Origin of the sequence: Paenibacillus sp. MER 99-2 (assembly GCF_023714095.1) — a bacterium.
In the GTDB taxonomy this organism is placed as follows: domain Bacteria; phylum Bacillota; class Bacilli; order Paenibacillales; family Paenibacillaceae; genus Paenibacillus.
Genome location: NZ_JAMAUZ010000001.1, coordinates 920,960 through 939,216, shown reverse-complemented (window position 1 = coordinate 939,216; position 18,257 = coordinate 920,960). Strand labels below are relative to the sequence as shown.

At 44.7% G+C, this 18,257-nt stretch carries 20 protein-coding genes and 1 riboswitch; of the genes, 3 read left to right on the top strand and 17 right to left on the bottom strand.

Annotated elements, in window-relative coordinates; translation table 11 throughout:
• Positions 1 to 94 precede the first annotated feature (94 nt).
• The 4 genes from M3636_RS04275 to ytfJ all read right to left on the bottom strand — a co-directional run bounded on the left by M3636_RS04275 (position 95) and on the right by ytfJ (position 3,081).
• Entirely contained in the window at positions 95 to 628 is a 534-nt protein-coding gene (locus M3636_RS04275; RefSeq protein ID WP_128102580.1) for a spore maturation protein, read from the bottom strand.
• Between the two features lie 6 nt (positions 629 to 634).
• Positions 635 to 1,261 carry a nucleoside recognition domain-containing protein gene (locus tag M3636_RS04270; RefSeq protein WP_145408349.1) on the bottom strand — a complete coding sequence of 209 codons (627 nt, stop codon included), beginning with the start codon at positions 1,259 to 1,261 and terminating at the stop codon, positions 635 to 637.
• Positions 1,262 to 1,275: 14 nt separating this feature from the next.
• Positions 1,276 to 2,463, bottom strand: a complete 1,188-nt coding sequence (locus M3636_RS04265) for a D-alanyl-D-alanine carboxypeptidase family protein (protein ID WP_251381353.1) — start codon at positions 2,461 to 2,463, stop codon at positions 1,276 to 1,278.
• A gap of 135 nt (positions 2,464 to 2,598) precedes the next feature.
• On the bottom strand, positions 2,599 to 3,081 hold the full coding sequence (gene ytfJ, locus M3636_RS04260) for a GerW family sporulation protein (RefSeq protein WP_128102582.1): 483 nt from the start codon (positions 3,079 to 3,081) through the stop codon (positions 2,599 to 2,601).
• Positions 3,082 to 3,287: 206 nt separating this feature from the next.
• On the opposite strand from ytfJ, the gene M3636_RS04255 reads away from it, so the two are divergent.
• Positions 3,288 to 3,923 (top strand): TetR/AcrR family transcriptional regulator, encoded by a 636-nt coding sequence (locus M3636_RS04255; RefSeq protein WP_251381352.1) that lies wholly within the window; start codon positions 3,288 to 3,290, stop codon positions 3,921 to 3,923.
• On the top strand, positions 3,920 to 4,708 hold the full coding sequence (locus tag M3636_RS04250; protein WP_128102584.1) for a VOC family protein: 789 nt from the start codon (positions 3,920 to 3,922) through the stop codon (positions 4,706 to 4,708). The genes M3636_RS04255 and M3636_RS04250 overlap by 4 nt, the downstream gene beginning before the upstream one ends.
• A gap of 28 nt (positions 4,709 to 4,736) precedes the next feature.
• On the opposite strand, the gene M3636_RS29700 is transcribed toward M3636_RS04250, so the two are convergent.
• The 12 genes from M3636_RS29700 to M3636_RS04190 form a co-directional block, all read right to left on the bottom strand.
• Positions 4,737 to 5,468, bottom strand: a complete 732-nt coding sequence (locus M3636_RS29700; protein ID WP_251381351.1) for a DUF2953 domain-containing protein — start codon at positions 5,466 to 5,468, stop codon at positions 4,737 to 4,739.
• A 209-nt stretch (positions 5,469 to 5,677) separates the two neighbouring features.
• Complete coding sequence (scpB, locus tag M3636_RS04240; RefSeq protein ID WP_128102586.1) at positions 5,678 to 6,361, bottom strand: SMC-Scp complex subunit ScpB; 684 nt, start codon at positions 6,359 to 6,361, stop codon at positions 5,678 to 5,680.
• Complete coding sequence (locus tag M3636_RS04235) at positions 6,330 to 7,130, bottom strand: segregation and condensation protein A (protein ID WP_251381350.1); 801 nt, start codon at positions 7,128 to 7,130, stop codon at positions 6,330 to 6,332. The genes scpB and M3636_RS04235 overlap by 32 nt, the downstream gene beginning before the upstream one ends.
• Before the next feature lie 102 nt (positions 7,131 to 7,232).
• Positions 7,233 to 7,700, bottom strand: a complete 468-nt coding sequence (gene ribH / locus M3636_RS04230) for a 6,7-dimethyl-8-ribityllumazine synthase (RefSeq protein WP_056696627.1) — start codon at positions 7,698 to 7,700, stop codon at positions 7,233 to 7,235.
• Between the two features lie 90 nt (positions 7,701 to 7,790).
• Positions 7,791 to 9,023 carry a bifunctional 3,4-dihydroxy-2-butanone-4-phosphate synthase/GTP cyclohydrolase II gene (locus M3636_RS04225; RefSeq protein ID WP_145408356.1) on the bottom strand — a complete coding sequence of 411 codons (1,233 nt, stop codon included), beginning with the start codon at positions 9,021 to 9,023 and terminating at the stop codon, positions 7,791 to 7,793.
• Between the two features lie 68 nt (positions 9,024 to 9,091).
• On the bottom strand, positions 9,092 to 9,760 hold the full coding sequence (gene ribE, locus M3636_RS04220; RefSeq protein WP_251381349.1) for a riboflavin synthase: 669 nt from the start codon (positions 9,758 to 9,760) through the stop codon (positions 9,092 to 9,094).
• A gap of 54 nt (positions 9,761 to 9,814) precedes the next feature.
• Positions 9,815 to 10,918, bottom strand: a complete 1,104-nt coding sequence (gene ribD / locus M3636_RS04215) for a bifunctional diaminohydroxyphosphoribosylaminopyrimidine deaminase/5-amino-6-(5-phosphoribosylamino)uracil reductase RibD (protein WP_164848736.1) — start codon at positions 10,916 to 10,918, stop codon at positions 9,815 to 9,817.
• Between the two features lie 409 nt (positions 10,919 to 11,327).
• Positions 11,328 to 11,489: riboswitch (FMN riboswitch) on the bottom strand.
• Between the two features lie 168 nt (positions 11,490 to 11,657).
• The gene (locus tag M3636_RS04210; RefSeq protein ID WP_056696621.1) at positions 11,658 to 12,089 is read right to left on the bottom strand and encodes a peptidylprolyl isomerase; all 432 of its coding nucleotides are present in this window, start codon (positions 12,087 to 12,089) and stop codon (positions 11,658 to 11,660) included.
• Positions 12,090 to 12,397: 308 nt separating this feature from the next.
• Positions 12,398 to 13,729 carry a diaminopimelate decarboxylase gene (gene lysA, locus M3636_RS04205; RefSeq protein WP_145408486.1) on the bottom strand — a complete coding sequence of 444 codons (1,332 nt, stop codon included), beginning with the start codon at positions 13,727 to 13,729 and terminating at the stop codon, positions 12,398 to 12,400.
• Positions 13,730 to 13,830: 101 nt separating this feature from the next.
• A complete protein-coding gene (locus M3636_RS04200) occupies positions 13,831 to 15,498 on the bottom strand; it encodes a spore germination protein (RefSeq protein WP_251381348.1) in 1,668 nt (555 codons plus the stop codon).
• Between the two features lie 26 nt (positions 15,499 to 15,524).
• On the bottom strand, positions 15,525 to 15,947 hold the full coding sequence (locus M3636_RS04195; protein ID WP_145408359.1) for a stage V sporulation protein AB: 423 nt from the start codon (positions 15,945 to 15,947) through the stop codon (positions 15,525 to 15,527).
• Positions 15,934 to 16,590 (bottom strand): stage V sporulation protein AA, encoded by a 657-nt coding sequence (locus M3636_RS04190; protein WP_251381347.1) that lies wholly within the window; start codon positions 16,588 to 16,590, stop codon positions 15,934 to 15,936. The genes M3636_RS04195 and M3636_RS04190 overlap by 14 nt, the downstream gene beginning before the upstream one ends.
• A 104-nt stretch (positions 16,591 to 16,694) precedes the next feature.
• Between M3636_RS04190 and M3636_RS04185 the strand changes: the two genes are divergently transcribed.
• A complete protein-coding gene (locus tag M3636_RS04185; protein WP_251381346.1) occupies positions 16,695 to 16,979 on the top strand; it encodes a hypothetical protein in 285 nt (94 codons plus the stop codon).
• 354 nt (positions 16,980 to 17,333) lie between these two features.
• Here the strand turns inward: M3636_RS04185 and M3636_RS04180 are convergent, their stop codons facing one another.
• Entirely contained in the window at positions 17,334 to 18,248 is a 915-nt protein-coding gene (locus M3636_RS04180; RefSeq protein ID WP_251381345.1) for an AraC family transcriptional regulator, read from the bottom strand.
• Positions 18,249 to 18,257 lie beyond the last annotated feature (9 nt).

Here is an 18,257-nt window from a genome sequence, read left to right as displayed (position 1 = left end):
ACTCTCCTCCCGCTATCCATTCTAGCATATCTAGTATATCGGAAGAAGAAAGCCACTTGGTTAACTATATTTATAGAAGATATTGAAATGAAACTTATCCAAAAACGATCAAGCAGATAACAAGTGCTGCGATGAAGCCCACCACATCTGAAAACAGACCGACTTTGAGCGCATAACGACCGTTCCGGATGCCTACTGCACCAAAATATACGGTCAGTACATAAAGCGTTGTATCCGTGCTTCCTTGGATTGTAGAGGCCATACGCCCGATCATCGAGTCGGGGCCGTAGGTTTTGATTAGATCGGTTGTAAAGGCTAGAGAGCCTGTCCCTGTCAGAGGACGGAGAATCCCCAGTGGCAGGACTTCTCCTGGTACACCCATCCAGGATACGAGTGGTGCGAACAGACTAATCACAAAATCCAGTGCACCAGACGCACGAAATACACTTATCGCAACCATCATTCCCACGAGATGAGGAATAATGCTAATCGCAGTGGAGAACCCCTCTTTTGCCCCATCAACGAAGGATTCATAGACCGGAACCTTCTTGGTAAACGCATATAATGGAACAAACGCGATAATAACCGGAATGGCCCAGACAGAGATCCAGTTGACGAAGGTTAGCAAGGTTTCTCATCCTTTCATGCCAGGAGTGCCGTTTTTCACGATACGTGGCGGTTTGTTCAACGTTCTATTTCTGTACCAGCGATCTGCCATAATGGCTGCCAGTGTGGCTATAATTGTCGCAATTAGCGTTGTTCCCACAATCTCTGTTGCATTGGCGGATTGATAATTCAACCGAATCGCGATAAGCGTCGTAGGAATCAACGTAATACTTGCCGTATTTAACGCGAGTAATGTACACATTGCTGGGGATGCCGTCTGTTTATCGGGGTTGAGTTCCTGTAGCTGTTGCATTGCCTTAATCCCCATTGGTGTAGCAGCATTCCCTAGACCCAACAGGTTCGCACTCATATTGGATAAGATGTAGCCCATGGCTGGATGATTGCGAGGCACGTCAGGAAATAAAAAAGCTACAACTGGACCAAGAAGCTTAGCAATTTTGCTAAGCAGTCCAGCATCCTCACCTATTTTCATCATGCCCATCCAAAATACAAGCACACTGATTAGACCAAAACATACCGTCACTCCTGTAGCCGCCCCATCAAAGGCCGCTTGTGTGACCACTTCAATTTTTCCGTTCACTGCTGCAAAAACAAATCCAATGACAATCATTAGTAGCCAAATTAGATTAATCAACCAGGAAACCTCCTTTAAGGGGACAACAAGTGACTTATCACGGCACGCCATGCGGCTGCCCAAGTTGTAATTTCACCTATCCCAGCAAATGCAGCTTCTTGCATTTCAGGTTGGGGAGGAATATAACTTCCTTTGTGATAAACAGGAATGGTGCCAATCAACTTTCCATCCAGTTGCATCTCAATGCGACCAGCTAGCCCAAATGAATGATCATTCGATTCACTTTTATTTTGCGAATCATTTTGGCTACGATTAGCTGTTAGAATCAGCTTCTTGCTGATCGAGGCTACCTCGCTCTCAGCCAGTGGATATTGGAATCCACGTCCTGTAACGACGGAGGTATTCGCCACAGGCTGTTCTTTTTTGGCGATCTCCCTCAAGGGAAAGTTCTCAAATCCGAAATCCAGCATACGTGCATGATCGTTCCAATCGTCTCCATCGTTTAGCGTTACAGCCGCTAGCTGTTGCCCGTCTCTCGTTGCAGAGCTTACCAGGCACCTGAAGGCTTTTTTTGTATAACCGGTCTTAACCCCGTCAGCGCCTTCATACAATCGCAGCATTTTATTTTTGTTGTGCCATGAGTATTCCCAGCTTTCATTTGGATTCGGTGCCGATTTTTCCTCGGTTGCGACGATTCGCTTGAACACAGGATTATGGAGCGCATAAGCCGTTAAACGTGCCAGATCATTCGCCGTTGAATAATGTCCCTCGGCATCCAAGCCATGAGGATTCATGAAGTGTGAACGCGTTAACCCGATCTCCTCTGCCTTCTTATTCATCAGAAGCACAAAGCCTTCCTCTGAGCCACCTACATGCTCGGCAATAGCCGAGGCTGCATCATTACCAGAACGTAACATGAGTCCATACAACATGTTCTCCAGGGTCATCTCTTCACCAAGTTTGAGATACAGCGATGATCCTTCTTTCGCAAACGATGAAGCTGTCACCTTCACCTTATCTTGTAGATTCCCATGTTCAATAGCAACGATCGCTGTCATGATCTTGGTCAAACTGGCAATACGCAACTCTTGATCCCCCTCTTTGCTGTACAAAATCCGCCCAGACGTCACATCAATTAATGCTGCACTCTGAGCATGAGTCGATGGGCTTGGAATAGTTCCAGATGCATCGGCAATACCAACTGAAGACAACAGGAATAACGGAATCAGGACACTCGCAATGACTTTCGTTAACATTTTCATTCAACCATTCCTCCGGGTCACTTGGAATCTTGTACTACTTTATGTCTGGACAACCTGAAGTATGTCCCAGTGTTGCAAAACAACAAAAAATCCCTCTCGCTTGAGTAGCGGAAGGGATCTATTACATCCTTCATTTTAGCTGTAAGTAGATGGATCAGGATTGTGATTCGGAGTTTGGTCTTGGACTGTACTTGTCGCTGGATTACGACGAAACATCTCTTGAATTCGATCCATAACGTATGGCGTTGAATCGATTAGTTTCTCAAACAGATGCGTCGAATTATCAAGTGGTACAATATGAACCCCCTGTTTCCCTACCACCAGGAAAGCGATCGGACGAATGGACACACCACCCCCGCTACCTCCACCGAATGGAGAGGAGACTTTGGCTGAGCTAGCGTGTTCCGCAGTAGTTCCTGAATTCTCTTTATGTTTATCCACATTCACGTTAAAATCACTACCGCCTGCCGCAAAACCGAATCCAACCCGGCTTATTGGTAAAATTACGGTGCCATCAGGTGTTTCAACTGCGTCACCAACAATGGTATTCACATCAACCATACCTTTGATATTTTCCATTGCGGTTTCCATTAGACCTTGTATTGGATGATCTGACATGTAAGTTCCCTCCAGTTTCAATTTAACTAGTTTAATCTAAACCATATCATCCCCAAACTTGAAGGGACTTATGTAAAGCAGCCATTTAATATACCGTAATCCATCCCAGACCATTTGCTTGGCAAAATATAGATTGTACGATAAAATAACAGTGTTATTTTATTAATTTTAAGGAGGTGCCTCCCATCGCAACGACCAAAGCTGAAATGACGGAACAGAAGCTGCTGTCCTGCGCCAAATCTGAATTTTTGGAAAAAGGATTCCTCGGTGCCAGCATGCGCTCTATAGCACAAAAAGCAAGCATGACTACTGGCGCCATTTACCGATATTTCCCTGACAAAAATGCATTGTTTGAAGCTTTGGTTAAGCCAACTGCGGATGAAATTAGCGCTTATTTTGAAGAGATATCCAGTTACCAATTACAACTGCTGGAATACAACGAAACAGTTTTGGAGTATGAGTCTATGCAAAAAGGTATGCTGCAGATTGTTGATTTTATATACGATCGATTCGACATATTTGACCTATTAATAAACGGTTCCACTGGCTCAAACAAAGAGCATTATATCGACTATTTAATGGAACTTGACCTCTCGTCTACCCAAGCCTACATCCATAAACTATCACAATTAAACATTCTGCAACATAGTCCACCAGCTCATCTACTCTCCATTCTTGTTAAACAAAGTTACCGACAAGTACTGGAAATCGTTGTATCCAGAATGAATCGTGAAGAAGCATTTGAATACATGCAGCTCCTTATCCCTTTTTTGTATGCAGGCTGGACTAGTTTATTGGAAACACAAAATAATTCAAACAAAGCAAAGGAGGAGAAACAATGAATCGTTTCGCAATTGGACATGTTTTAATACAAACCCGACGGTTGGAACAAGCTGTGGAAAATTTTCGTGCACTCGGTTTCACCGTAACTTACCGAACAGACCCCGCCAAGGCACATAATGCGCTCATCTATTTGCAGGATGGCTCGTTTCTTGAATTGTTTAACCCCAAGCCCATCAACCTCCCTGATTCGCTTCTCACAACCGTATTTCAGCTTCTGCGGCCATTTCATCCAGCAATGGTCAATCGTTTCCTCTATTACCTGAACAGCCCGGAGGGCTTAAATGATTATGCGCTCGATAGCATCAATCCTGCGCAAGCTATGATAAACATCAACTACATCAAGCAGCAAGGTGCGAAACTGGGCAAAACCATAAACATGAGTAAAACATTAGCTACTGGACAAAAGCAGACTTGGTGGACGGCAGTTCCACGAGAACCGCGTCTTCCATTTTTCATGAGTGATTATGAGCCAGCAGTGACCTGCACAACAGAAGAAGTCACTCATCGTAATGGTGCACTTGGTATACATAAACTAGTAATCGATGTACCTGATCTAGAGGCTTGGATGTCTAAATACACCCCTTTCATCGGAGAAGCAATGAGCGTTAAAACCGAAGAAACATGTACAATCACGATAGGTAAAAATCACATCATTCTATTACGACAAGCCAATCAGTATGGTATATCTGAAATTCACTTACTAACATCACACCAAATGGAGAATCCAATCCAACTTGCACCTAATCATGCTCTTGGTTCAGCCATCTTCATGACATCTATATAGTCATTAGATTTGGACAATACAATCGTGGCTAAACGTGGGATTTACTGTGTTGTCCCTTGAGCTTATGCTTGCGTCTGTTCCGTTGCTGCTGTAACAGTCGGAACCACATGCGCCATCCACCTTCAACTTGAAGCACACGGGTAAGCAGCGTAATCCCAGCAACACAAAGTGCTGTCATCCGAATCTTTATTTTGCCATCAAGCTCTGTTCTGAATTCCATTTCGTCTGACCACACCGGCATAACCTGAAGTACGGGTGTTTGATCAAAACGAATCTGATATGTGAGATAACCAATGATAATGGACTTGATACTCCATACCCAACCGATCAGTACCGCTGTGTATGGTGCATCGCCAATCCCGATATGGGTAGTCCAGGAGAGCCCAGTCATATGTACATGTGTGAGTGTTTGCTTGAGCCAAAGCTTTAGCGCATCGGTCGCCCGCAACATTACCTTTACATCTTTCGCCCACTTCTTAACTTTACGTTTGTTAACCCGTTCACTTCCCTGAGTTTCCCCTCTGGAATGGTTCATGGATTGCTCCGTCTTGACCAGAAAACCTTCCTTCATATTGCGAAAAACAATGCTAGGGATCTCATAGTTCATTCGCACAATCCCATAGAGAAGTCGGACATTAATATTGGCGTAATCATCATTTTTATGTTTACGGAATGTAAAATGTACATGAACATTTGAGATGAGGACTGCGACAATCAGCAATACGAACAACAAACCGATTCCTCCAAGCCAAATCCACACAGGCCTTACCTCCAAGGCTACAATTCTTTTCCTGTTTAGTATGACACTATATATTGGAAAAAATTCATAGCTCATAGAAAAACCGCTGAACGTAAACAGTTCATGCTTTATCCTCTTCCGCGACAAGAAAACACGAATAGACCGAAACCTTTATGTACAAAGGAATCGGTCTATATATTCGAGTAAGACATTAACATCGGTTCAATCATTTACTTATTTTCGTAATCTCCGTCATCCAAGTCCTCAGCAATGTCTAATTCATTATTATCGATTACCTCATCAAATGAATCCGTCTGATCATTCATATCCAAGTTTACTTGCTGACCATCCAGCTTATCGAACAAGAGCTGCGTCTCTTCCTCCAGGTTCTCCGTATCCTCGAATAAGCCCGGCTCAGGAAGATCCTTAATTGTAGCAAGTCCGAAATAATCCAAGAATGACTTGGTTGTCCCATACAGGATGGGACGTCCAATAGCCTCTGCTCGTCCCACCTCATGAATCAAATCCTTGTTCACTAACGTATGAATGGCACGTTCAGACTTCACGCCGCGAATCTCTTCAATCTCCACCCGAGTAATCGGCTGACGATATGCCACGATCGCAAGCGTCTCCAGGGCTGCCTGAGATAACGAAGTACGCGCTGGAGAATAGGCAAGTTTCTCAAAATAAGAGGCATGTTCGGGCAATGTACCGAGCTGCACTACACCTGCCAGTTTGAGAATCTGAACCCCTCTTCCCTGATTTGCAAAATCAGCGACCATTTCCTCCACCGCATCAGACACCCGTTCCGGTTGTTGATCTACGATTTCGGCAATTTGTTTGATACTTAGACCTTCTTCTCCGGACAAAAACAGCAGGCCTTCAATAATTGACTTCAATTTCGGAAAATCCATGATTCCTTGCTTCCCCTCTCCACTCCATAACAATATCCTCAAACATCCGTTCCTGATAACAGACGATCTGCTTCATCTTCATAAGCTCCAAGATCGCAAGAAAGGTAACGACGATTTCATGCCGATAGATCTGATCATCTAACAACTTCGAAAACAACAACTTACCTCCTGTCCCTACACGCTCCAGAGCACCCACAACATCACGAATACGATCCTTAACCGATATTTCATCGCGTTGAATACGAGCAACGGTCGTTCTCTTCTCAGCCTTACGTAACGCCTTCTGAAAAGCAGCGATGAGATCCGAGGTATGAAGACCCTGTACCGGATTCGATTGTGTCTCCACAGGCATATAAGGTCTAAGATCTTCAGGCTCCTTGGAGAAAATGAGGCTGCGCTCCCACTCTCGCTCATGCAAATGTCGTGCAATTCCTTTGTACTTGCGATATTCAATCAGACGTGCAATCAGTTCAGCACGTGGATCATAATCTTCATCTTCGATATAATCATAATCCTCAAAATCCTCAATTACCGGTGGCTTGGGCAGTAATAGCTTGCTTTTGATTGACAAAAGTGTTGCAGCCATTACGAGAAATTCACTTGTAATATCAAGCTCCAATTCTTGCATCGAATGCAGATACGCCATATATTGATCGGTAATATCGCTGATGGGAATATCCTGGATTTGAATCTCTGCCTTGTCGATCAAGTGAAGCAGCAGATCCAAAGGCCCTTCAAAAGTCTCCAGTTTGTATGTAACTACCGTCACTAGACGAATCCTCCCGCCAGAAAAATACAAAACCCTGCTAAGCCGCCGAATTCGGTCTCCCGTTTTCGTCTGCGCAGAGCAGGGCACTACATTAAATAAGCACTATTTTAGCTGTTTCGTCAAGTTCGCCATTTCAATTGCTGCCGTAGCCGCATCCCAACCTTTGTTGCCCGCCTTCGTTCCAGCACGTTCAATAGCTTGCTCAATGTTCTCTGTAGTTACGAGACCAAAGATCGTTGGTACGCCTGTTTTGAGGTTAATTGCTGCAACACCTTTTGCCATTTCATTACATACATAATCATAGTGAGTTGTTGATCCACGAATAACTGTTCCTAGAGTGATAACCGCATCATACTTGCCACTCTCGGCCATTTTTTGTGCAATAAGCGGGATTTCAAAGGCTCCTGGAACCCACGCCACATCTACTTCATTGTCTTGTACGCCATGGCGTTTGAAAGCATCAAGTGCACCGCTAAGCAATTTACTCGTAATAAATTCGTTGAAACGTCCTACCACTACTCCATATTTTAATCCTTCTGACACTAAATGTCCTTCAAAAAAGTTTGGCATTATTAGTCAACTCCTATAATTAGTATGAGATATAAACGGGATAACTTATTAATTTTTTCTTCCACAAATTACATATGAATCGAAGTTCAATTATTTTTCATTTTGCTCGATATCGTCAAACTTCAGCATGTGTCCCAGCTTCGCTTGTTTCGTATGCAGGTACAGCGTATTATCCTCATTTTCTTGCATCTGAATCGGTACCCGTTCAACCACTTCTAGGCCATATCCTTCTAAGCCTTTGATCTTGCGTGGATTATTGGTCAACAATCGAATCTGGCGAACCCCAAGGTCTTTGAGAATCTGAGCTCCTATTCCATAATCACGAAGATCCGCAGCGAACCCAAGCTTCAGGTTGGCATCGACTGTGTCTAACCCTTCTTCTTGCAACTTATAGGCTTTGAGCTTATTAATTAGTCCAATGCCTCGACCTTCCTGTCTCATATAGAGCAGAATTCCATTGCCCTCTTCATCAATCTGTCTGAGCGCCGCATCGAATTGAGGCCCACAGTCACAGCGATGAGAGTGGAATACATCCCCTGTAAGGCATTCGGAGTGTACGCGTACCAATACAGGCTTGGAACCGTCAATCTCCCCCTTAACAAGGGCTACATGCTCCTTATTATCCACCGCATTGGTGTATGCAACTGCCTGGAATTCACCAAAATCCGTCGGCATCCGCACAGCCACCTCGCGCTGTACCAGCTGTTCCTTCTCATTCCGGTACCGAATCATGTCCTGAATGCTGATTAGCTTCAGATCATGTTTACGCGCGATTTCCTGTAGATCAGGCAATCTCGCCATCGTACCATCTTCCTTAATTACCTCACAGATCACGCCTGCAGGGTATGAACCACACATGATTGCCAGATCAACCGCAGCTTCCGTGTGTCCAGCACGACGCAGTACCCCGCCTTCTTTGGCGATGAGCGGGAACATGTGACCCGGTTTGCGGAAATCCGTACTTTTCGCATCAGGATCTATTAAGCCTTTCACCGTAACGGAACGTTCAAACGCAGAAATGCCGGTTGTTGTATCTTTGTGATCAACTGACACGGTGAATGCCGTTCCATGAAAGTCCGTGTTTTGCTGAACCATTGGTTTGAGGTTAAGTTCGTCCGCACGTTGTTGTGTAATCGGTACGCAGACCAGACCTCTACCCTCGGTGATCATGAAATTAATGACTTCAGGCGTAGCTTTATCTGCCAAAGCGATGAAATCACCTTCATTTTCCCGGTCTTCATCATCCACAACGATTACGGGTTTCCCTCGCATCAGATCATAGATGGCTTCCTCGATTGGATCGAGAATGGATTGCTCTGTCATACGTCTCCCTCCAATTCTTTTATCTGTCTTCTCCGTTCTCGTGTAAAAAGATTATTCATACCTATATTTTACGCAAAGCCGTGATTAGCTAGAAACTCTTCACTTAACATTTTAGGTTTAGTTTCTTTCGAGCTGGAGTGATCCCTTCCATATTGAAGCAAATGATCTACATATTTACCCAAGATGTCACATTCAATATTGATGGTATCTCCAGTTTTCTTAAAATTCAGCACAGTCTCTCCGATTGTGTGAGGAATAATGGAGACCGTGAATGATCCAGAAGAGGTGTTCACAACGGTAAGACTAATGCCGTCCAAGGTAACAGAACCTTTTGGAATCAAGTATCTGAAGAGATCGTTATCATCCGGTTTAATTTCGAAAACAACCGCATTCTGATCACGTGTAATACTGCCAATCACACCCGTGCCATCCACGTGCCCTTGCACAATATGTCCACCAAACCGGCCACCAGATAGCATTGCTCGCTCTAAGTTCACTTTGCTTCCAGATTGCAGGTGGTTCAAGTTTGTATGTCGATACGTTTCCGGCATCACGTCAGCGGTAAATCCATCGCCTTCCAGCGTTGTTGCCGTTAGACATACTCCATTTACTGATACGCTATCGCCAATTTTCAAATCATCCATGATGGCGGAAGCTCCGATGTTCAGCACCAACGCTTCGCCTTTTCGACCAATGCGTCGAATGTGACCAACTTCTTCTACTAAACCGGTAAACATGCTACCGCCTCCTTCTTGTATAACTTCTTAGCACTCACGCTTAATCGATCTCTCTTACTCTGGCCAGACCGGAATACCGCCAATGCTAATATTATCTCCAACTTGCTCGATTTCGAGTTGATTCAATTGAATCGCCTGACTCATACGCTCAACACCTTCAAACCGGAAACTTCCCGGCGTATCATAACCACCCACGATTTTGGGAGCGATGAACATGAGCATACGATCCACGAGTCTAGCCTCTAGCATGGCACCGTTCAACGTACCTCCACCTTCGAGCAAAATAGATCCAATCTCACGTTCACCCAGCTTGCTGAGAGCATTTAGCAGATCAACTCGTGGCCCTGGTCCACAGCGGATAACCTCTACACCATATGCCTCAAGACGCTCAGCCGCTTCAGGACTTGCCTCGTCTGTTGTCAGTACCCAGGTTGGTGCAATGCCATCCTTGACCATTTTCGAGCCTACAGGCAGGCGCAGCTTGGAATCCACTACGATTCGCACCGGATGGATGCCCTCCACTTGCAATCGAGTCGTTAATTCAGGATTGTCCGCGATGACCGTCTCAACACCAACCATAATTCCTTGGTGACGATGACGAAGGGCATGCACAATCTCGCGAGCAGGCTCATTAGAAATCCATTTACTATCTCCACTGCGAGTAGCAATCTTGCCATCTAACGTTGAAGCCGTTTTGAGGGTCACAAACGGTAAACCTGTGGTGATGTACTTAATGAATTTTTCATTCAGGCGTCTTCCACGTTCGCGTAATATGCCAACCTCAACTTCAATTCCTTGTTGTCGAAGCATGCTGATTCCTCTGCCCGATACTTGGGGATTAGGGTCTTCACAACACACCACTACGCGCTTAACCTTTTCATGGATCAGACGCTCGCTACATGGAGGTGTTTTGCCATAGTGACTACAAGGCTCCAAAGTAACATACACCGTACTTCCTTCGGCATCACTACCCGCCATGTTTAATGCGTGTACCTCGGCATGACCTGTACCACGTTTCAGATGTGATCCCAGCCCCACTACACGGCCTTCTTTAACCACAACACAACCTACAACGGGATTAATACCAGTCTGTCCCTGTGCCCGTTCTGCCATATCCAATGCGAGTCCCATATAAAATTCATCATTGATCATTTCCAAGTCCGTCACCCCACGGTCTAATCTATTTTGTTAATATCCTCTCCTACTGGAGAAAATGCTGTGCATCCTCATCATAAAATCTTTTCAAATTTCACTATGGAATATTTAAGAATTCTGTTATGAAAATAAAAAAATCCCCGTCGAACATTCCGTTCGATGGGGAGAAGAGAGACAAAGCGTCGTCGCAAGACAGCATTGATACATTGGTCATCTAGCGCACAGAATCACTACCTTGATTCGATCCAGGTAAGTGAAAACAAACACATACCCTAATGAAATTCATTCTAGGTAAAGCGCTTCTAAGACATAACCTATGTATGGAGCGAATGGGAATACCCGTTATCTCCATGTACAGCTGTATAACCCAACTGTACACCAACACATCTGCAAATGCAGCCAGAAGCTGCACTCTCTCCTTCTCCCATCCAGACTATACTGTCGGTTCTGGAATTGCACCAGATCAGCCATCTGCATCAGCAGACAGGTCACGGACTTTGCACATCCCCATAATTGATTACATGAACATGTGCATCACCGCCGGTAGGGAATCTCACCCTCCCCGAAGGATTGTTGCGTTATTAATTGGATGTTAGCACTTTAACGTCAAAAAATCAATTGTTTTTTGTTCCTTTTTGTCACATACTAACTTTTAATAAGCGAAGAATGCAAAAAAAACCTTAGTGCTTCTTCAACAGAAGCACTAGAGGTTTCCTGAAAAACATTATTGATGTCGTACGACTTACGCTTCAACAACTTCAACAGTTTCCATTTTGTCGCTTCCTTCGAAAGCGTCAACGAATTCCATACCTTTGGTCACTTTACCAAATACAGTATGTTGTCCATCCAAATGTGGTTGTGGTTGATAGCAGATGTAGAACTGGCTTCCACCTGTGTTACGGCCAGCATGCGCCATAGCCAATGTTCCACGCTCATGTTTGTTCGGGTTAATTTCACAGTTGATTGTGTAGCCAGGACCACCAGTACCATTTCCTGTTGGGCAGCCACCTTGAGCTACGAAGCCAGGGATAACACGGTGGAAAGTCAAACCATTGTAGAAGCCGGAGTTTGCCAGTTTCTCAAAGTTCGCTACTGTGTTTGGAGCTTCTTGATCGAACAGGTCGATCAGAACTTCTCCGCCGTTTGCCATTTTGATTTTCGCTTGTTTCGCCATATGTAAATGACTCCTTTCGTATTGACCATCATTAGTGGTGCTAGAAGCATATGACCCTAGGCCAAGCTTAATAGCACTTTTCATAGTGTACACCGAAATGCGTTCAACCGCAAAATAATCAGCAACTTTTTTCGCACAATACGGCTAAATAAAGGTGATATCTGCCCTGCTCGCCCTTATCTACATGTTGCAATTTTGCTGATATAACATTAAAAAGAAGGCAAAAGAGCAATGCTCCTTCGCCTTCTTCCTAAATGGGTTACTGATTTGCTAAGCTATTGCCCATGCCACCCACGCATCTATTACGATTAGCGAGTTACTGGCTGTTTAGCGATACGCTCTGGTACCAAGTCATTCTGAATGATGTCCTGATATGTCTCACGACGAACGACTACATCACCTTGACCGTCTTTGACAAATACAACCGCTGGACGACGAATCCGGTTGTAGTTACTCGCCATGGAATAGTTGTATGCCCCTGTGCACGCTACGGCAAGCAAGTCACCGCTTTGTACTTTTGGCAATTCCAGATCCCAGATCAACATGTCGCCACTCTCGCAGCATTTACCCGCAACTGAAACGGTCTCTTGAACGGCTTCGTTAGCACGGTTTGCAAGCACCGCCTCATACTTGGACTCATAGAGCGCAGGACGTGGGTTATCCGTCATTCCACCATCTACAGCAACGTATTTACGTACGCCTGGGATGTCTTTGCTCGTACCTACTGTGTATAATGTGGTTCCAGCTTCACCAACGATACTGCGACCTGGCTCAACCCAGATCTCAGGTACATCATAACCGATTGTAGCAAAGTGATTTTTAACCGCATCTGTAATAGCCTTCACGTATTGTGAAACTTCAAGCGGTGTATCTCCATCGATATAACGGATTCCGAATCCTCCGCCAAGGTTAACCACTTTGAATGCAACATTCAGACGCTCATACACACTTGCCGCAAATTCAGCAACACGCTGAACAGCCATCTGGAATCCTTCAACCTCAAAGATTTGGGAACCAATGTGAGAGTGAACGCCGAGCAGAACCAGGTTCGGTTGTTTGGATGCCAGTTCGATTGCTTCGAACGCTGTTCCGTTACCGATATCGAAACCGAATTTCGAATCAGTCTGTCCTGTGGAGATATACTCATGTGTATGGGCCTCAACACCAGGCGTTACGCGCAGCAAGATGTTAACTTTGCGGTTTTTGTCCGCAGCTACAGCTTGCAGCAAGTGAAGTTCATTAAAGTTATCTACTACGAAGCAACCGATCTCTGCATCCAGTGCCATCTCGATTTCTTCCAGCGTTTTGTTGTTGCCGTGGAAGTGAATACGTTCAGCAGGGAATCCTGCTTGCAATGCTGTGAACAACTCACCATCAGATACAACGTCTAGGGAAAGTCCTTCTTCTGCAGCCAGAGCACACATTGCCATTACGCAGAATGCTTTACTTGCATATGCAACCTGGAAGCCCAGACCCGAAGCTCGGAATGCATCCATATATTCTCTGCAACGATCACGCACTAATTGCTCGTCCACCACATACAGCGGTGTGCCAAACTGTTCTTTCAAATCTGTTGCGTCTACTCCACCAATTTCTAGATGTCCTTGTGCATTTATTTTACTTGTACCATGTAAATACATAATCTGCATTCCTCACTTTATATACTGGAATTTTAGCTATTCCAATGATTTTACACCAGTATACCAAATTAGGCACTAAGAAGAATGGATTTTTCAGCAGATCATTTGTGTTTTTTACTTTTTCGTGATTCTCCGTCTGGATCATCAGGCATTTTGGTATTATCACGAGTTTTGTTGAACGATGGACGTTTTTTACTTTCAAGCAATGGCAGTCGGAATAAAAAGTTACCAAGTGCCTTTGCATTAAACGGTATAAACGGCCACAGATAAGATGAATTGTACGAACGATGGATCGTCAGTGCAATAACCAATAGGGTGGTACCCACCACGAACCCGGGTACTTTAAAGATAGCCACCGCAATCAGAAGGAACAGCCGTACCAAGCGGTTGGCTAGTCCAAGCTCATAACTCGGCGTTGCAAACATCCCGATTGCAGCAATGGCCATGTATAGCACGACCTCATTGACGAAATATCCTGTTTTGACAGCGATATCCCCAACGAGAATAGCCGCAATCAAGCCCATCGCTGAAGCAAGTGGTGTAGGCGTATGCACCGCTGCCATCCGTAAGAGATCGACTCCAAGTTCTATCAGCAGAAACTGAAGAATAAGCGGAAGTTTAACATTCTCCTGTGGACCGATAAAATCAAATCCCATCGGTTTGATGGCAGGATCAATAACCATGAGCAGCCACAAAGGAAGTACAAACAGAGAGATTAAAATACCTGCAAACCGCACCCAACGCAGATAGGTTCCCATGAAGGCCGTTTGCCTATTTTCTTCTGCATGCTCGCATAGATCAAAGAAGGTCGTTGGCAAGATCATCACACTTGGCGAGGTATCTACAAAAATAACGACTCTGCCCTCAAGCAGATGAGATGCTGTAACATCCGGTCTTTCCGAGTATCGCACGAGTGGGAAGGGATTCCACCCTTTGTTGATGATCGCTTCCTCCAACTGCTTATCGGCAGCCGGGATACCATCGATATCGACCCTTTTTATTTTTTCCCGGACAGAATCCACTTGAACCTTGTCGACGATATCATCAATGTACACTACACATACATCCGTTTGAGTTCTGCGACCCACCTGCATTAGCTCGAACTTTAATCCAGGGTCGCGAATCCTCCGCCGAACTAAGGCCACATTGGTCAAAAGCGTCTCTGTAAATCCGTCTCTCGAACCCCTTACTACCCGTTCTAAGGAAGGCTCTTCCGGTGATCGAACCGGGTAACTCCGGGTATCCATAATAAGAACGGAGCGATCCCCTTCAACAAACATCGCACTCATACCCATAAGAACCTTCTTAATTACAGCGCTCATGCTATCTACTTTTTCCACCTGAATATGAGGAATATAGCATTCAAAGTAAGATTTCAGCGCATGTTCCGACACTTGATCCGGCGTGAGGTAGGTTAATCTTTTTAACACTTCAAGTAAAATTTCATCTTTGGCAAACCCAGTCAACAACAAAATTCCGACATGCTTGCCTCCCAGAACCATTTCACGCAGATCTACGTCGAAGGACTCTCCGAGCCCTAATATTTGTTTCATTGTATTTTTGTTGTCGCTCATGCGCGGAGAGATTTCATCATTTTCCTGCCAGTATTGCACGGATTCTTCAACACTATCAGACATCTCATTTTGTTTTTTCTTCTGATACGCCTTCTCTTCTTCTTCCTTCTGAATCTCATACGATGTCTTATTCATTAACTCTGCGGGAACACCTTCACCATGCTCCTGTTCACCGTGATCTGATCTCACGTCCATGTCCATCCTCCTTCAACCATTGCTCTCTAACGCTGGTATACAAAAAAATCGAATAACGAACCCGTCATCTTACCCAGAATCATGGCCAGCAGCAATCCGAATAAATATGGCTTCATTCCTAGCCTTTTGGCAAGTACAGGCAATACGTTTAACACTTCTGTCAATGCGGCGGCAAGCAAACCGATAAACACACCGCAGAACAGCCCAACGATGGGACTAAGTAACAGCACCCCATGAACTTTCCAGTGCCAGAAATCTGCAACCGTGCCTACTAGCGAACCTCCGATGAGTGCACCTTCATACCAATGTGTTTTGTCATAGGATTGGGTCAATTGCGCCAACCGTGGAATCATATCCAGTACCAAGATAAGTGCAATTACGCCACTTCCTACTGCGATTCCCCCAGCAATGCCGAGTACGATGCTAATCGCTCCATTAAGAACGCTCATCTGAACTCATCTCCCCATGTTCCTGGTCATGCATTCGCTCGGTTTCCTGAATAACGACATACTGGTCGACATTCTGCTGATATAAAAACATTTCCACTTCAAGAGGTGTCGGTTCTTCATTCCACTTCTTCTTGAATAAATGATTGAAGAACACAGCCATACCGAATCCAATTCCGATGGAATACGCCACCTGAAATAAATAAGGATGCTCATCTCGGCGGCCTGTAATCATCTCTACAATTCGTATTTGAACCTCCTGCATACTCACGTCAGCATGAAAATTCATGATGGTTAATGCTGAGCCAAAAAAAAGCAGCAGCCATACGAGAATAAACAACGATTTGGACGGTTTGCCATTCCCCTCGACGACCTCAACCAGCGTATGTCCCGAGCCGATTAACTCGACACTGACATCTGGCAGTACACCTCGGATCTGGGGAATAATCTGCAGAATATCAATGAGAATCAGATTGCCATCTTCCGGTCCAGGGCGCAGCAGTTCAAGTTCAATCAGTCTTCGCTCCTGTTCTTCTGAAGAGGTCAGTACATGGGCGATATCCCGAAGTCTCACTTCTTTTCCACGCTGGATGCGGACACGACTGCGCAAACGAATGTAGACCATTGGAGTGGGTGTCAGGGACATCCGAAACACTCCTTTACTGCGTAATTTAGGTTAGTATTTGAAGAATGTGCAAATTTATTACATGGGGGTTGGAAAAAGATCAGGAGCTTGGCGGAGGCTGCGGGATGGATTGGTTGCCGGTCGCTGTTATCCCCGGATTTCTTGAACTCTCCTTTGCAAGGAGGAAATCCAGTGCTAAAGGCGAACGCTCCGCTCCTTTAACCAATTCCATCCCTCCGCTGCATCAGCTCCCATTTGTCCAAACAGCTGCAAGAAATTTGCTAGGTGTGGGTATTGGAAAGGATATTAAGTGCGTTGCGCTGTTGGGGGAAGGCTGGATAAGATACACGCGGGCGTTCCAGTGGCAGACCAACCTTCCGATCGCTGTTGTCTCCAAATTCTTTTCATAATACTTTTACTCGGTTAGAAATTCGGAGACAAAGGCGAGCGCTTCGCTTCTACAGGTTTTTTCTGCCACCTCCACTGCTTGTGTATCAGAGTAACACCTTCGCACTCCGCTCCTTTAACCAATTCCATTCCTCCGCTGCATCAGCTCCCCTTTATCCAAACGCTTGAAAGAAATTTGCTGAGGAGGAGAGGTAACCAGACAAAAACAAAAAAAGTCACCCTATTGGCGACGAATTTTAGAATAATAATTATATTTTTTTGAATGGTGTAAACAAAGGATGGGTGAGTATGAGCCGTAAAGCTTTGGAAGAAGAACACTACCATGAAAATGAATCTGGGGCTTATGCTCATTATTCTTAGTTATTCACCTCTGCTCGGCTCTTTATCACCATCTCCCTTCTGAATTTCAAAGGGGTTGTGTTCATTATTTTGCCGAATTGATTAATGTAATAGCTTGTGCTGTTAAATCCAACCTGATATGCAATTTCGGTTATACTCATTTCGGGAAGCTGAAGTAATTCTAAACTCTTCCGGATACGATAATCCATCACATAATGAATCGGCGTGGTTCGTAACATTTGCTTGAAATAACGACAGGTCTCTGAACGACTCAATTGTCCTGCTTTTGCAATATCCTCTAGCTTGATCGGTTCAGCATAATGTAGATGAATCCATTCCAGCATACCTTTCATGCGCAGATTACGTGTCATCTCGTTCGGATCGTACTCCAGTAAACATCCGTTTGAAATAAACTGTTTCCAGATGGTGAGTAGTTGAGCAGAGATATCTAATTCATAGTGTAGAGGTTGATCTCGCAGGTTCTGCTTTAAAACTTGAATAGCTTCAAGGATCTTGACTCCCCAGCTCTGATCCCCTCGGATCAACAAATAGGGTACATTGGTCGCCGTAACATAAGGGTGTACAAATTTCATATATAGCTCTGCCGGCAGAATAAATTGCGGACTAAGATTCAAGCATATATATTTGCACACATTCCTCTCCCCAATGTCCTCCGCCATGTGCATGGAGCCACTATTGATAAATATTCCATTGCCTTTGGGCACAACAATCTCCTCCTGATTTACTCGAAAGAGTCCCTTCCCCTGCATCACATAAACAAACTGTAGTTCATCATGCCAGTGAAGCGGTATATGACCATGTACATTATGAATAATTGTCGTTTCATAACAAGCGATTGGCAACGAAACGGTGCGATGCTCTGTCAGTTCTTTCAAATTTTGATCGATATGAAATTCGGTTTTGTCCACCATGCTCAACAT